This window comes from Shigella sp. SIG3 (genome assembly GCF_053555855.1).
Map to the genome: position 1 here is coordinate 1 of NZ_JBQZXE010000093.1, position 14,961 is coordinate 14,961.

The following is a 14,961-nucleotide window of genomic DNA, read 5'->3' on the forward strand; positions in this document are numbered from 1 at the left end:
GATCTCCAGGTATTTTTTGCGGAACTGGCTACGATAAAAGATAAATCAGATGATGAATGGTGGCGTGCATTGCTGCAAAGTCGCAATGATCATTTGCGCCAAACGGCATTACGCAACGCACATACCCCGGCGTCGTTGTTAACGACATTGACTGAGCCTCAGGATCGGTCGCTGGCTATTAATAATCCACAGCTGGCTGCCGATGTGAAAACGGCGTGGTTAAAAGAGGATCCATCATTACTCTTATTTGTCGAACAACCCGATCTTTCGCAGTTACGTGATTTAGTGAAAACCGGGGCAACGCGGAAAATTCGCAGTGAAGCGCGTCACCGGCTTGAGGAAAAACAATGACACAACGTCCATGGAGCAAGTTACAGCGGGAGATCTATGACTTACTGACGCCAACGATCAACCTGCAAATTCACTGTACCCGTTATCCCATGCGCAGCCAAAATGGTGGAAGTACCGATTTACCGCGTTATTGGATCACGTTGGATAAAAACGTGATCTGGGATTACCCGAAAGACTTTATTGCAGGTAACGCTGGAGTGCGTAATTTTCACGGTGAAACTTGCTGGTATCCTTACCTGACGGATATTTGTTCAATTTCTGATTTATTGCGTGAATATATTGATACCCCAAAAGCGGAGCTGTTAACAAAACAATTTACCAGCGATAAATGGGGGTTAGTGAATATTCTGCGTGCTGCTGACAGGCGAATAGGGATGAGGCGATTAGATCAGTTACGGCGTAAAACGCATAATATTGCTGCGCTAAAAATTATTGCTCGCCGTAGCGAATAATTATATGCCTGGTGTGGCTTCGTACGCCGGATAAGACGCGGCAGGCGTCGCATCCGGCATTAAAGGAAAATCAGCAATTAACGTTGTGCTTCGCCACCTAATCCTTCAATCAGGTTTTGAATTAACGCTGCCAGTTCACCAGTCATCAGGATGAAATCGGCATCAAAACGCTGGGCGAAATCTTCACGGTCGATATCTTCGTTTTGATCGTGCAGCTCGTCGCAGAACTTAAGACGCTTGAGCGAACCATCGTCGCACATCACAAACTGAATGCGCTGCTGCCAGTCGAGCGCCAGTTTAGTCACCACTTTTCCGGCTTCAATGTGATTGGTGATCTCTTCGCTGGTCAGATCTTGTTTCTTCGCGCGGATCACGCCGCCATCTTCCAGCAACGATTTCAGCTCGGCTTCATCAAGCAGCTGGAAGCCCTGTGCCGCACTACCGGAGCGAACCCATTCGGTCAGCGTCAGTTCAATCGGGTTTTCCATGCTCAATGGTACAACCGGTAACGACCCCAGGCTTTTACGCAGTAATGCCAGCGTATCTTCCGCTTTTTTGGCACTGGCGCAGTCCACCATAATCAAACCGTTAACCGTGTCGAGCCACATCATTGTCTGGCTAAAACGGCTGAAAGCACGCGGCAGCAGAGAGTGCAGCACTTCGTCTTTCAGCGAATCTTTTTCGGTTTTCTTCAGCTTACGCGCCTGTTCCGCTTCCAGTTTGGCGATTTTCGCTTCCAGCGCCTGTTTAATCACCGGAGACGGGAGGATTTTTTCTTCTTTGCGCGCGCAGATAACAATTTGACCATTGGCAACGTGCGTTAACGCATCGCTGTGCGATCCCATCGGAGGAACCCAGCCCATCTTCGCCATGTCCTGGCTGCCGCATGGGGTAAATGCCATCGAGGCTAGCTGTTTTTCCATCTCTTCTGCACGCAGCGAAATCTCGCGGCTAAGACGGTAAACCATTAAATTTTTGAACCACAGCATGATAATTTCCACGGCCTTGTCGTTAAATTTAGCGGGCATGATAACGAATTGTCGGCGGCCTTGCATTGCCAATCCGGTTGTCCGTCTCTACGCTATTGATATTGAAAAAAATAAGGAGAGTACAGTGCGTATAGGTATCGATTTAGGCGGCACCAAAACTGAAGTGATTGCACTGGGCGATGCAGGGGAGCAGTTGTACCGCCATCGTCTGCCCACGCCGCGTGATGATTACCGGCAGACTATTGAAACGATCGCCACGTTGGTTGATATGGCGGAGCAGGCGACAGGGCAGCGCGGAACGGTAGGTATGGGCATTCCAGGTTCGATTTCGCCCTACACCGGTGTGGTGAAGAATGCCAATTCAACCTGGCTCAACGGTCAGCCATTCGATAAAGACTTAAGCGCGAGGTTGCAGCGGGAAGTGCGGCTGGCAAATGATGCCAACTGTCTGGCGGTTTCAGAAGCAGTAGATGGCGCGGCAGCGGGAGCGCAGACGGTATTTGCCGTGATTATCGGCACGGGATGCGGCGCGGGCGTGGCATTCAATGGGCGGACGCATATCGGCGGCAATGGCACGGCAGGTGAGTGGGGACACAATCCGCTACCGTGGATGGACGAAGACGAACTGCGTTATCGCGAGGAAGTCCCTTGTTATTGCGGTAAACAAGGTTGTATTGAAACCTTTATTTCGGGCACGGGATTCGCGACGGATTATCGTCGTTTGAGCGGACATGCGCTGAAAGGCAGTGAAATTATCCGCCTGGTTGAAGAAAGCGATCCGGTAGCGGAACTGGCATTGCGTCGCTACGAGCTGCGGCTGGCAAAATCGCTGGCACATGTCGTGAATATTCTCGATCCGGATGTGATTGTCCTGGGGGGCGGGATGAGCAATGTAGACCGTTTATATCAAACGGTTGGGCAGTTGATTAAACAATTTGTCTTCGGCGGCGAATGTGAAACGCCGGTGAGTAAGGCGAAGCACGGTGATTCCAGCGGCGTACGCGGCGCTGCGTGGTTATGGCCACAAGAGTAAAAAACGTAGGCAATTGGCGCATCATGCCTGATGCGACGCTTGCCGCGTCTTATCAGGCCTACAAAATGTGCCAGAACCGCGTAGGGCGGATAAGGCGTTCACGCCGCATCCGGCAATAAGCAACGCGCACCGTGACAGTAATCTACCCCAGTGGTTTCGCCAGCACCGGACTATCCGCCGCTTGCTGGCGCTTATAGCGACCATACAGCAGCAACGATGACATCGCAGCAAACGAAAACAGGGCGGCAGGCAGTGCCACGTAATTATATGCCAGCCCCAGCGTCAGCATCATACCTCCGCAATATGCGCCGACGGCGCTACCGAGGTTAAACGCTATTTGCCCACCTGCGGCACCTAATAACTCTCCGCCTTTGGCATTTTGCAGTAACAATATTTGCAGAGGTGCTGAAAGGGCAAATAATCCCGCGCAACAAATAAAAGCAAAAATAAGCGACGTTGTTTTCATGCCGCCGCAGAAAAAGAGCATCAGCAGTGCCAGTACAATGATAAAGTCAGTCACTGCTGCAATGCGCAGTGGTGAATAACGTCCTGAAATCCTGCCACTTAGCATATTTCCCAGCACCATCCCTAGCCCAACTAACATCATAATAAAGGTCATCGCCGTTTCCGAAAAACCGGAAATAAACATCATGTATGGCTTTACGTAGCTGAACCAGGCAAACACACCTGCGTTGCCAAACATCGTGGCGGCGAAAATTAACCACGGGGCCGGGCTGCGCAAAAAGTGAAATTGTTCGCGCAGATTTCCTTTCGCCTCGTCGCGAATATCTGGCACCCAAAAATAGACCGATGCCATCACCGCAATATTAAAAACAGCGATCAATAAAAAGGTGTAACGCCAGCATTCCTGACTTAAATACGTTCCCAGCGGAATGCCCAGCAAATTGGCGACTGTCATCCCGGAAACCATCCCCGCCACGGCGGCGGTGACTTTTCCGGGTTTGATAATTTTTGATAACACGATCGCTCCGACGCCAAAAAATGCGCCATGCGGAAAGCCGGATACCAGCCGACCAATGGCGAGCATCAGGTAAGACGAAGAGAGCGTGAACATGGCGTTGCCAATGACGCACAACGCCACCAGAAACAACAAGATATGTTTGAGTGAGTAGCGGCTGGAAAAGAGTGCGATGATTGGCGCACCGACCACCACCACCAGTGCATAATACGAGATCATATGCCCGGCAGCAGGAATCGAAATTCCTACGTTATGCGCCAGCTCCGTGAGCACGCTCATAATGCCAAATTCGGCTATCCCCAAACCAAACGTGCCCAGAGCCAAAGATAAAATGACTTTTTTCATACCACCATCACAACCACCAGAACGGCTACCAATCACCGTAGCCAATAAAGTGATAGCTTGCAGGATAACGACCAGCAAGGCCAAGAGATAATTCGCCCCTCTGTATTCATTATCCTGCTGAATAGTTATTTCACTGCAAACGTACTTTCCAGTTTGCTGTAGCCCAGGCCGTTGATCTTTTTCACTTTGATCTGCACCGGAATACGCTCTTTCATCGCTTCTACGTGGCTAATCACACCGATGGTTTTGCCACTGGCGTTCAGGGCATCCAGCGCATCAAGGGCGGTATCCAGCGTTTCGCTATCCAGCGTGCCAAAACCTTCATCAAGGAACAGCGAGTCAATACGTGTTTTATGGCTGACCAGATCCGAAAGCGCCAGCGCCAGCGCCAGACTAACGAGGAAACTTTCGCCGCCGGAAAGGGTACGGGTATCGCGTACCGCATCTGCCTGCCAGGTATCAACAACCTCGACTTCCAGCGCCTCGCTGGCTTTGCGCTGTAACAGATAGCGCCCGTGCAGCCGGGTAAGTTGCTGATTAGCGAGATGGACTAAATTATCCAGCGTCAGCCCCTGGGCAAACTTGCGGAATTTATCGCCCTCTTTGGAACCTATTAGCGAATTCAGATATCCCCAGTCCTCAACCTGCTGCGTCATTTGAGCAATTTGCTGCATTAAGGTTTGTTGTTGCTGACGGTTATCTGCATCCTGCTTCAGCTGCTGGCGAATCTCGCCTTGACTCGTGGTGTTTTCACGCAACTTTTGGTGAGTTTGCGCTAACTCTTGCTGAATCTGCTCCACCGTCACAGTGAGAGCCAACCCGTCAGGTCGGTGTTGTTGATGCTGTGCCAGCGTTTCTGCTGTCTGAGTGACCAGCGTTTGCGCCTGACGGCGCTGGTTTTCCAGATTCTGCTTGAGCTGTTCCAGCTGCGTTAGTGTTTGTTCATCCATTAGCGCCGCAAGGAACGCCTGCTGATCGTCAAAGACGCTGGCCTGTAGCGTGGTGTCAAACTGCGCTTGGGCTTTTTGCAGACTTTGCGCCGCCAGAACATCCTGTTGCTGTAACGTCTGCTGCTGGCTGTGTAATGCGAGACATTGTTCATGAACCTGCCGCCAGTTATCCAGCGCCACAGTTTCTTCGCTGTGCGGGAGATCATCACTTTGCGGCAACGTTTCCAGAATCGGCGTCAGCTGCTGAATACGGTTTTGCAGCGCGGTTAATTCGTTCTGGCGTTGCTGCCAGCTCTGCGCTTCTTGCTGACGTGTCGCCAACCAGCTCTCTTCTTCATCTTCCTGTGGCAATGTCAGTGCATAACCCGCCAATGCCGTTAAGAGCTGCTGCTGACGTTGTTCAATTTGCTGTTGATACTGGATAATTTGCTGATTATGCGCGGCAATCTGCCCTTGTAATTCATGTCGTTGGCTGAGTAACCGCAGCTGGCGTTCGTGCTCATCTTGTGCATCCAGCCACGGTTGAATATCGTCCTGTGGCTGCAAGGTGATATTGAGGCTGGCCGTGACGGCTTGCCATTGTTGAGTAAGTGCTTGCTCATCTTGTCGGAGGCTTTGCGCTTCGTTTTCATCGCGCTGAAGCTGCTTCGTTAATGCATCCAGTTGCCCGCGCAGCGCCGCACCTTCTTCGCCGAGCTTTTTAACTTCGTTTTCCAGCGCCAGTAATCGAGACTGATTAACACCAGGCTCCAGCGCCTGATACGCCTCGACCGCCGGGTGGCTGGTGGAACCACAAAGTGGACAAGGCTGACCCGCCTGTAACTGTGCACGCTGGGCTTCCAGCGTTTTGATGCGCGCTTCCTGCTCGCAAATGGTTTTCACATCGGCAAGTTGCTGCGTCTTTTCTTTATAACGCTGGCGCATTTCGTTAAGTGCGACATTACGTTGCGTCTGTTCCAGAGTGACATTCTGGATAGTGACCATTAACTGCGCCAGACGTTTTTGTTGGGGAACAATCTGCCCATGCAGCGCGACCAGGCGCTGACGCAGTGGGCGTTGCTCGGCATGTTGCGCCAGGGCGGTAGCAACTTCATCGGCGGTTAACGTCAACGTGATCGCCGCAAGCGCATTAAGTTTTTGCTCAGCATGGGTTAACTGTTGCTGCCATTGCCGCAGATGCTCGCGATCGCTGGTTTGTTGGGAGAACTGCGCACGCCAACCCGCCAGTTCGTTGTTCCACTGACGGAAGCGGTCGTGTTCCTGTAACCAGGTATTCAGGCTTTGTTGCTGCTGCTGTAATTCTGCTGACTGCTTCGCCGCGTGGTGGCGAATGCTCGCGCGAAGCGCCATTGTGCTCTGTAAGCGAGTATTTACTTCTTCAATCTGCTGGCGAATATGCGCCAGCGCCGCGCTGTGTTCTGCGATGCGTTCCCAGTGTGGACGAAGATTTCGTGCCGGTTGTGCCAGACTAAGCGCCGCCAGTTGAGGTTGCGCTTTTTCTTCTTCGGCTAACGCCTGTTGCAAGGCCTGCTGACGGCGGCTGGCTTCTTGCTGCAATTCGTCCTGACGCGTTAACCAGTTTAGCGATTGTTGTTCTTGCTGCTGCGCGGTAATTAACTGTTTTTCTTCGTCAGTAAGTACCTGCAAACTCGCTGTCAGCGATTGCACTTGTTCCGGCGTGAGCAACGTGACGCCGCTGGCCTGCGCTTGCAGCTTCTCCAGCTCAGTACGGGCCGATTTGTGCTGCTCAAAAACCATCGCCGAGATTTGCCCGTAGATTTCAGTGCCGGTTAACTCCTCGAGCAATTCCGCGCGTTCTTTGGGTTTGGCATTCAGGAAGGCAGCAAATTGCCCCTGCGAAAGCAGCATCGAACGGGTGAAGCGCCCGTAATCCAGCCCGGTTAACGTCGCTGTCAGTTCCAGCTTATCTTTCACTTTGTCGGCGAGAATTTTGCCGTCGGCGCAGCGCGCCAGCTCTACGCGAGGCACCTGCAAATTACCGTCCGGCTGGTTACGCGCCCGATTCTGGCTCCAGAACGCGCGATACGCTTCACCTTTCACTTCAAACTCCACCTCCGCCAGACATTCAGCGGTATCGCGGGTCATGAGATCATTTTGCGATTGTGAAACGTTAGAGAGACGCGGAGTTTCGTGATACAGCGCCAGACAAATGGCGTCCAGCAGGGTGGTTTTCCCCGCACCGGTTGGGCCGGTAATGGCAAACAGCCCGTTGCTGGCGAACGGCTCGCGGGTGAAATCAATCTTCCATTCGCCTTTTAATGAGTTCAGGTTTTTCAGGCGCAGGCTGAGAATTTTCATGCTTCGTGTTCTCCGGCGAGGGTATGCAACGTCGTGGTGAAAAGATGCTGCAGACGTTGCTGCTGCGATTCATCCAGTTCTTCCAGTGCCAGACGGCGATTGAACACCTCTTCGACGCTGAGTTCGCTGAGGGTTTCACGCTGTTGGCTGGCTAACACACGCTCGCGCTGTTCACGACTCCGACGTACCAGCAATACTTCGACAGGCAATGATTCGGTTAATGCCTGGATTTTGCGCTGAATATCATGCAGATACTCATCAGTAGTGATTTCGATATCCAGCCAGACAGGTGGCTCCTGCGATACATCGCGCCACTGTTCCAGCTGTGCGGTAATCGACGCCAGATCGCCTTTCAGCACCGCCATGGGTTGAGTTACCGGTACGTTCAGGTTTTCCACGCTCTCTAATTTGCCGTTTGAAAATGTCACCAGATGGACATATTTACTCTTACCGCATTCATCAAAACTCAGTGGAATGGGGGAACCGCAATAGCGAACATGTTCCATGCCGCCAATAATCTGTGCGCGGTGAATATGCCCGAGCGCGATGTAGTCGGCTGGTGGAAAGTTTTGTGCCGGAAACGCGTCCAGCGTGCCAATATAAATGTCACGCACGGCGTCACTTTTACTGGCACCCACGGTCGTTAAATGTCCCGTGGCGATGATGGGCAGAGGCTGATCGCCGCGCAGTTTGCAGGCATCGGCATAGTGTTGTTGGTAATAATCGGTAATCGCTGCCAGTAAATGCTGCTGTTTTTCAATACCGTTAAGCCCCGCCTGGCTGGAAATAATGTCACGCGGGCGTAAAAACGGAATGGGGCACAGCACTGCGCCTGGCGTCCCGTCGCGACGAGGCAAGATTTGCGGCGCATGTCCGGCGCTGGCGACCACGGTTGTATTGAGGAACGCCATGATATCGCGCGATTCATTCAGCGTGGCGACCGAGTCATGGTTTCCTGCCAGTACCACCAGATGACAGCCAGTTTGCTGTAAATTGACAACAAAACGGTTGTATAACGTGCGGGCGTAACTGGGCGGCGAGCCGGTATCGAAAACATCACCAGCAACAATAATCGCATCCACCTGATGGGTTTGTGCTGTCTCCAGCAGCCAGTCAAGAAAAGCCTGATGTTCAGCTTCGCGGCTTTTACTGTAGAAGTTCTGGCCGAGATGCCAGTCTGAGGTGTGAAGGATGCGCATAACGGTTCCCTGGCGAAAAAGCATGGTCGCGATTATACCCAAACAGATGTGCCATTTGCTTTTTTCTGCGCCACGGAAATCAATAACCTGAAGATATGTGCGACGAGCTTTTCATAAATCTGTCATAAATCTGACGCATAATGACGTCGCATTAATGATCGCAACCTATTTATTACAACAGGGCAAATCATGGCGAGACGTATTCTGGTCGTAGAAGATGAAGCTCCAATTCGCGAAATGGTCTGCTTCGTGCTCGAACAAAATGGCTTTCAGCCGGTCGAAGCGGAAGATTATGACAGTGCTGTGAATCAACTGAATGAACCCTGGCCGGATTTAATTCTCCTTGACTGGATGTTACTTGGCGGCTCCGGTATCCAGTTCATCAAACACCTCAAGCGCGAGTCGATGACCCGGGATATTCCAGTGGTGATGTTGACCGCCAGAGGGGAAGAAGAAGATCGCGTGCGCGGCCTTGAAACCGGCGCGGATGACTATATCACCAAGCCATTTTCGCCGAAGGAGCTGGTGGCGCGAATCAAAGCGGTAATGCGCCGTATTTCGCCAATGGCGGTGGAAGAGGTGATTGAGATGCAGGGATTAAGTCTCGACCCGACATCTCACCGAGTGATGGCGGGCGAAGAGCCGCTGGAGATGGGGCCGACAGAATTTAAACTGCTGCACTTTTTTATGACGCATCCTGAGCGCGTGTACAGCCGCGAGCAGCTGTTAAACCACGTCTGGGGAACTAACGTGTATGTGGAAGACCGCACGGTCGATGTCCACATTCGTCGCCTGCGTAAAGCACTGGAGCCCGGCGGGCATGACCGCATGGTGCAGACCGTGCGCGGTACAGGATATCGTTTTTCAACCCGCTTTTAACGCCTTGCTCATCGGACGCAGAGCAGGGCTTATGATTTCTTAACTGGAGTATCTTACGTGCTGGAACGGCTGTCGTGGAAAAGGCTGGTGCTGGAGCTGCTACTTTGCTGCCTCCCGGCTTTCATCCTGGGTGCATTTTTTGGTTACCTGCCCTGGTTTTTGCTGGCATCGGTAACAGGACTGCTTATCTGGCATTTCTGGAATTTATTGCGCCTTTCATGGTGGCTGTGGGTGGATCGCAGTATGACCCCGCCACCGGGGCGTGGTAGCTGGGAACCGCTACTATACGGCTTACACCAGATGCAGCTGCGAAATAAAAAACGCCGCCGTGAACTGGGCAATCTGATTAAACGCTTTCGTAGCGGCGCGGAGTCGCTGCCCGACGCGGTGGTGCTGACCACGGAAGAGGGCGGTATTTTCTGGTGTAACGGTCTGGCGCAACAAATTCTTGGTTTGCGCTGGCCGGAAGATAACGGGCAGAACATCCTTAACCTACTGCGTTACCCGGAGTTTACGCAATATCTGAAAACGCGTGATTTTTCTCGCCCGCTCAATCTGGTGCTCAACACCGGGCGGCATCTGGAAATTCGCGTCATGCCTTATACCCACAAACAGTTGTTGATGGTGGCGCGTGATGTCACGCAAATGCATCAACTGGAAGGGGCGCGGCGTAACTTTTTTGCCAACGTGAGCCATGAGTTACGTACGCCATTGACCGTGTTACAGGGTTACCTGGAGATGATGGATGAGCAGCCGCTGGAAGGCGCGGTACGCGAAAAAGCGTTGCACACCATGCGCGAGCAGACCCAGCGGATGGAAGGGCTGGTGAAGCAGTTGCTAACGCTGTCGAAAATTGAAGCCTCGCCGACGCAATTGCTCAATGAAAAGGTTGATGTGCCGATGATGCTGCGCGTTGTTGAGCGCGAGGCTCAGACTCTGAGTCAGAAAAAACAGACATTTACCTTTGAGATAGATAACGGCCTCAAGGTGTCTGGCAACGAAGATCAGCTACGCAGTGCGATTTCGAACCTGGTCTATAACGCCGTGAATCATACGCCGGAAGGCACGCATATCACCGTACGCTGGCAGCGAGTGCCGCACGGTGCCGAATTTAGCGTTGAAGATAACGGACCGGGCATTGCACCGGAGCATATTCCGCGCCTGACCGAGCGTTTTTATCGCGTTGATAAAGCGCGTTCCCGGCAAACCGGCGGTAGCGGATTAGGGTTAGCGATCGTGAAACATGCGGTGAATCATCACGAAAGTCGCCTGAATATTGAGAGTACAGTAGGAAAAGGAACACGTTTCAGTTTTGTTATCCCGGAACGTTTAATTGCCAAAAACAGCGATTAATCCGCCTTTGTCATCTTTTATTGCCATAAGCCAGCCGATGCTGGCTTATTTTCTTTGCAGTCAAAATACGGGCGTTAGATTTTACAACGGTTGGTGATTTTTTGTTCGCATGATTAGCCATGTCTTTTTCACGGAAATAGTGTTTTATACTGGTTGGTGATTTCTTATCGCTATATACCTCTGGTTTTTAGATCCCTCCTTGCTTTAAAACGTTATAAGCGTTTAAATTGCGCTTCAGGTGCTGTCATACTGACTGCATTAACGCGGTAAATCGAAAAACTATTCTTCGCCGCGCCTGGTTGGGAGTATTTTCCGCTAAAATTGTTTAAATATACCGCTGTATCATCCCCAGGGATTGGCACAAAAATTTAACGTTACAACACCACATCCACAGGCAGTATGATTTATGACCCATCAATTAAGATCGCGCGATATCATCGCTCTGGGCTTTATGACATTTGCGTTGTTCGTCGGCGCAGGTAACATTATTTTCCCTCCAATGGTCGGCTTACAGGCAGGCGAACACGTCTGGACTGCGGCATTCGGCTTCCTCATTACTGCCGTTGGCCTGCCGGTATTAACGGTAGTGGCGCTGGCAAAAGTTGGCGGCGGTGTTGACAGCCTCAGCACGCCAATCGGTAAAGTCGCTGGCGTACTGCTGGCAACGGTTTGTTACCTGGCGGTGGGGCCGCTTTTCGCTACGCCGCGTACAGCTACCGTTTCCTTTGAAGTGGGGATTGCGCCGCTGACGGGTGATTCCGCGCTGCCGCTGTTTATCTACAGCCTGGTCTATTTCGCTATCGTTATTCTGGTTTCGCTCTATCCGGGCAAGCTGCTGGATACCGTGGGCAACTTCCTTGCGCCGCTGAAAATTATCGCGCTGGTCATCCTGTCTGTTGTCGCGATTGTCTGGCCGGCGGGTTCTATCAGCACGGCGACTGAGGCTTATCAAAACGCTGCATTTTCTAACGGCTTCGTTAACGGCTATCTGACCATGGATACGCTGGGCGCAATGGTGTTTGGTATCGTTATTGTTAACGCGGCGCGTTCTCGTGGCGTTACCGAAGCGCGTCTGCTGACCCGTTATACCGTCTGGGCTGGCCTGATGGCGGGTGTTGGTCTGACTTTGCTGTACCTGGCGCTGTTCTGTCTGGGTTCAGACAGCGCGTCGCTGGTCGATCAGTCTGCAAACGGCGCTGCTATTCTGCATGCTTACGTTCAGCACACCTTTGGCGGCGGCGGTAGCTTCCTGCTGGCGGCGTTAATCTTCATCGCCTGTCTGGTCACGGCGGTTGGCCTGACCTGTGCTTGTGCAGAATTCTTTGCCCAGTACGTACCGCTCTCTTATCGTACGCTGGTGTTTATCCTCGGCGGCTTCTCGATGGTGGTGTCTAACCTCGGCTTAAGCCAGCTGATCCAGATCTCCGTACCGGTGCTGACCGCTATTTATCCGCCGTGTATCGCACTGGTTGTATTAAGTTTTACACGCTCATGGTGGCATAATTCGTCCCGCGTGATTGCTCCGCCGATGTTTATCAGCCTGCTTTTTGGTATTCTCGACGGGATCAAAGCATCTGCATTCAGCGATATCTTACCGTCCTGGGCGCAGCGTTTACCGCTGGCCGAACAAGGTCTGGCGTGGTTAATGCCAACAGTGGTGATGGTGGTTCTGGCCATTATCTGGGATCGCGCGGCAGGTCGTCAGGTGACCTCCAGCGCTCACTAAATCACTGAACATTTGTTTTAACCACGGGGCTGCGATGCCCCGTGGTTTTTTATTGTGTTGATGGGTTAGGAATTGATGGAAAGTAAGAATAAGCTAAAGCGTGGGCTAAGTACCCGCCACATACGCTTTATGGCACTGGGTTCAGCAATTGGCACCGGGCTGTTTTACGGTTCGGCAGACGCCATCAAAATGGCCGGTCCGAGCGTGTTGTTGGCCTATATTATCGGTGGTATCGCGGCGTATATCATTATGCGTGCGCTGGGGGAAATGTCGGTACATAACCCGGCCGCCAGCTCTTTCTCGCGTTATGCGCAGGAAAACCTTGGCCCGCTGGCAGGTTACATTACCGGATGGACCTACTGCTTTGAAATCCTTATTGTCGCCATCGCCGATGTGACCGCTTTTGGTATCTATATGGGGGTCTTGTTCCCGACGGTGCCGCACTGGATTTGGGTACTGAGCGTGGTGCTGATCATTTGCGCCGTAAACCTGATGAGCGTGAAGGTCTTCGGTGAGCTGGAATTCTGGTTCTCGTTCTTTAAAGTCGCCACCATCATCATCATGATTGTCGCCGGTTTCGGCATCATCATCTGGGGGATTGGCAACGGCGGGCAACCGACCGGTATTCATAACCTGTGGAGCAACGGCGGCTTCTTCAGTAACGGCTGGCTTGGCATGGTAATGTCGTTGCAAATGGTGATGTTTGCTTACGGTGGGATCGAAATTATCGGGATTACCGCCGGTGAAGCGAAAGATCCTGAGAAATCGATTCCGCGTGCGATTAACTCCGTGCCGATGCGTATTCTGGTGTTCTACGTCGGTACGCTGTTCGTCATTATGTCTATCTACCCGTGGAATCAGGTTGGCACTGCCGGTAGCCCGTTCGTGCTGACGTTCCAGCATATGGGCATTACCTTTGCCGCCAGCATTCTTAACTTTGTTGTGCTGACCGCTTCGCTGTCGGCAATTAACAGTGACGTATTTGGCGTAGGCCGTATGCTCCACGGTATGGCAGAGCAGGGCAGCGCACCGAAAATTTTCAGCAAAACGTCGCGTCGCGGTATTCCGTGGGTTACGGTGCTGGTGATGACTACCGCGCTGCTGTTTGCGGTGTATCTGAACTACATCATGCCGGAAAACGTCTTCCTGGTGATCGCTTCGCTGGCAACCTTCGCCACGGTATGGGTGTGGATTATGATCCTGCTGTCGCAAATCGCCTTCCGTCGCCGTTTGCCGCCAGAAGAAGTTAAGGCGCTGAAATTTAAAGTGCCGGGTGGGGTAGCAACGACCATCGGCGGGCTGATTTTCCTGCTCTTTATTATCGGGTTGATTGGTTATCACCCGGATACGCGTATCTCGCTGTATGTCGGTTTCGCGTGGATTGTTGTGCTGTTGATTGGCTGGATGTTTAAACGCCGCCACGATCGTCAGCTGGCTGAAAACCAATAATACTTGCGTTCTGTAAGCCGGTTCAGGAGGAAATCCTGATCCGGCTATTCCGAAAGTTATCCGCCCCCGTCCTCCTCCCCCAAATATCCTTCAGATGATGAGTGATCCTGCATTAGGCTATGGCAAGGTGATCAGATTTTCATCACAGGGGAATTATGATGTTAAATGCATGGCACCTGCCGGTGCCCCCATTTGTTAAACAAAGCAAAGATCAACTGCTCATTACACTGTGGCTGACGGGCGAAGACCCACCGCAGCGCATTATGCTGCGTACAGAACACGATAACGAAGAAATGTCAGTACCAATGCATAAGCAGCGCAGTCAGCCGCAGCCAGGCGTCACCGCATGGCGTGCGGCGATTGATCTCTCCAGCGGACAACCCCGGCGGCGTTACAGTTTCAAACTGCTGTGGCACGATCGCCAGCGTTGGTTTACACCGCAGGGCTTCAGCCGAATGCCGCCGGCACGACTGGAGCAGTTTGCCGTCGATGTACCGGATATCGGCCCACAATGGGCTGCGGATCAGATTTTTTATCAGATCTTCCCTGATCGTTTTGCGCGTAGTCTTCCTCGTGAAGCTGAACAGGATCATGTCTATTACCATCATGCAGCCGGACAAGAGATCATCTTGCGTGACTGGGATGAACCGGTCACGGCGCAGGCGGGCGGATCAACGTTCTATGGCGGCGATCTGGACGGGATAAGCGAAAAACTGCCGTATCTGAAAAAGCTTGGCGTGACAGCGCTGTATCTCAATCCGGTGTTTAAAGCTCCCAGCGTACATAAATACGATACCGAGGATTATCGCCATGTCGATCCGCAGTTTGGCGGTGATGGGGCGTTGCTGCGTTTGCGACACAATACGCAGCAGCTGGGAATGCGGCTGGTGCTGGACGGCGTGTTTAACCACAGTGGCGATTCCCATGCCTGGTTTGA

At 52.3% G+C, this 14,961-nt stretch carries 12 protein-coding genes; 8 read left to right on the forward strand and 4 right to left on the reverse strand.

Annotated features, from left to right (window positions below; translation table 11 throughout):
* Positions 1 to 351, forward strand: a 351-nt coding sequence (locus tag ACUU1I_RS15200; protein WP_134798582.1) for a DUF2773 domain-containing protein, incomplete at its 5' end; no start/stop codon positions are given.
* Complete coding sequence (locus ACUU1I_RS15205) at positions 348 to 803, forward strand: SF0329 family protein (protein ID WP_000194195.1); 456 nt, start codon at positions 348 to 350, stop codon at positions 801 to 803. The genes ACUU1I_RS15200 and ACUU1I_RS15205, both read left to right, overlap by 4 nt.
* Positions 804 to 880: 77 nt before the next feature.
* Here the strand turns inward: ACUU1I_RS15205 and rdgC are convergent, their stop codons facing one another.
* Positions 881 to 1,792, reverse strand: coding sequence for a recombination-associated protein RdgC (gene rdgC / locus ACUU1I_RS15210; protein WP_005066439.1), 912 nt, complete (start codon positions 1,790 to 1,792; stop codon positions 881 to 883).
* A gap of 124 nt (positions 1,793 to 1,916) precedes the next feature.
* Here rdgC and mak point away from each other — a divergent pair, with 124 nt between their 5' ends.
* Positions 1,917 to 2,825, forward strand: coding sequence for a fructokinase (gene mak, locus ACUU1I_RS15215; protein WP_001219327.1), 909 nt, complete (start codon positions 1,917 to 1,919; stop codon positions 2,823 to 2,825).
* 142 nt (positions 2,826 to 2,967) lie between these two features.
* Here mak and araJ read toward each other — a convergent pair whose 3' ends face one another.
* The 3 genes from araJ to sbcD all read right to left on the reverse strand — a co-directional run bounded on the left by araJ (position 2,968) and on the right by sbcD (position 8,617).
* Positions 2,968 to 4,149 carry an MFS transporter AraJ gene (gene araJ, locus ACUU1I_RS15220; protein WP_005066440.1) on the reverse strand — a complete coding sequence of 394 codons (1,182 nt, stop codon included), beginning with the start codon at positions 4,147 to 4,149 and terminating at the stop codon, positions 2,968 to 2,970.
* 125 nt (positions 4,150 to 4,274) lie between these two features.
* Positions 4,275 to 7,418 carry an exonuclease subunit SbcC gene (gene sbcC / locus ACUU1I_RS15225; RefSeq protein WP_000698945.1) on the reverse strand — a complete coding sequence of 1,048 codons (3,144 nt, stop codon included), beginning with the start codon at positions 7,416 to 7,418 and terminating at the stop codon, positions 4,275 to 4,277.
* Positions 7,415 to 8,617 (reverse strand): exonuclease subunit SbcD, encoded by a 1,203-nt coding sequence (gene sbcD, locus ACUU1I_RS15230; RefSeq protein WP_001221304.1) that lies wholly within the window; start codon positions 8,615 to 8,617, stop codon positions 7,415 to 7,417. Before sbcD ends, sbcC begins: the two co-directional genes overlap by 4 nt.
* A gap of 189 nt (positions 8,618 to 8,806) precedes the next feature.
* Here sbcD and phoB point away from each other — a divergent pair, with 189 nt between their 5' ends.
* The 5 genes from phoB to ACUU1I_RS15255 all read left to right on the forward strand — a co-directional run.
* The gene (phoB, locus tag ACUU1I_RS15235; protein WP_000113924.1) at positions 8,807 to 9,496 is read left to right on the forward strand and encodes a phosphate response regulator transcription factor PhoB; all 690 of its coding nucleotides are present in this window, start codon (positions 8,807 to 8,809) and stop codon (positions 9,494 to 9,496) included.
* A gap of 57 nt (positions 9,497 to 9,553) precedes the next feature.
* Positions 9,554 to 10,849 (forward strand): phosphate regulon sensor histidine kinase PhoR, encoded by a 1,296-nt coding sequence (gene phoR, locus ACUU1I_RS15240; protein ID WP_000893616.1) that lies wholly within the window; start codon positions 9,554 to 9,556, stop codon positions 10,847 to 10,849.
* Positions 10,850 to 11,255: 406 nt separating this feature from the next.
* Entirely contained in the window at positions 11,256 to 12,575 is a 1,320-nt protein-coding gene (gene brnQ, locus ACUU1I_RS15245; RefSeq protein ID WP_000149647.1) for a branched-chain amino acid transporter carrier protein BrnQ, read from the forward strand.
* A gap of 75 nt (positions 12,576 to 12,650) precedes the next feature.
* Positions 12,651 to 14,024: a proline-specific permease ProY gene (gene proY, locus ACUU1I_RS15250; protein ID WP_000444173.1), complete on the forward strand. Its 1,374-nt coding sequence runs from the start codon at positions 12,651 to 12,653 to the stop codon at positions 14,022 to 14,024.
* Between the two features lie 155 nt (positions 14,025 to 14,179).
* Positions 14,180 to 14,961: alpha amylase N-terminal ig-like domain-containing protein (locus ACUU1I_RS15255; RefSeq protein ID WP_449144853.1), on the forward strand; the 782-nt coding region annotated here is incomplete at its 3' end.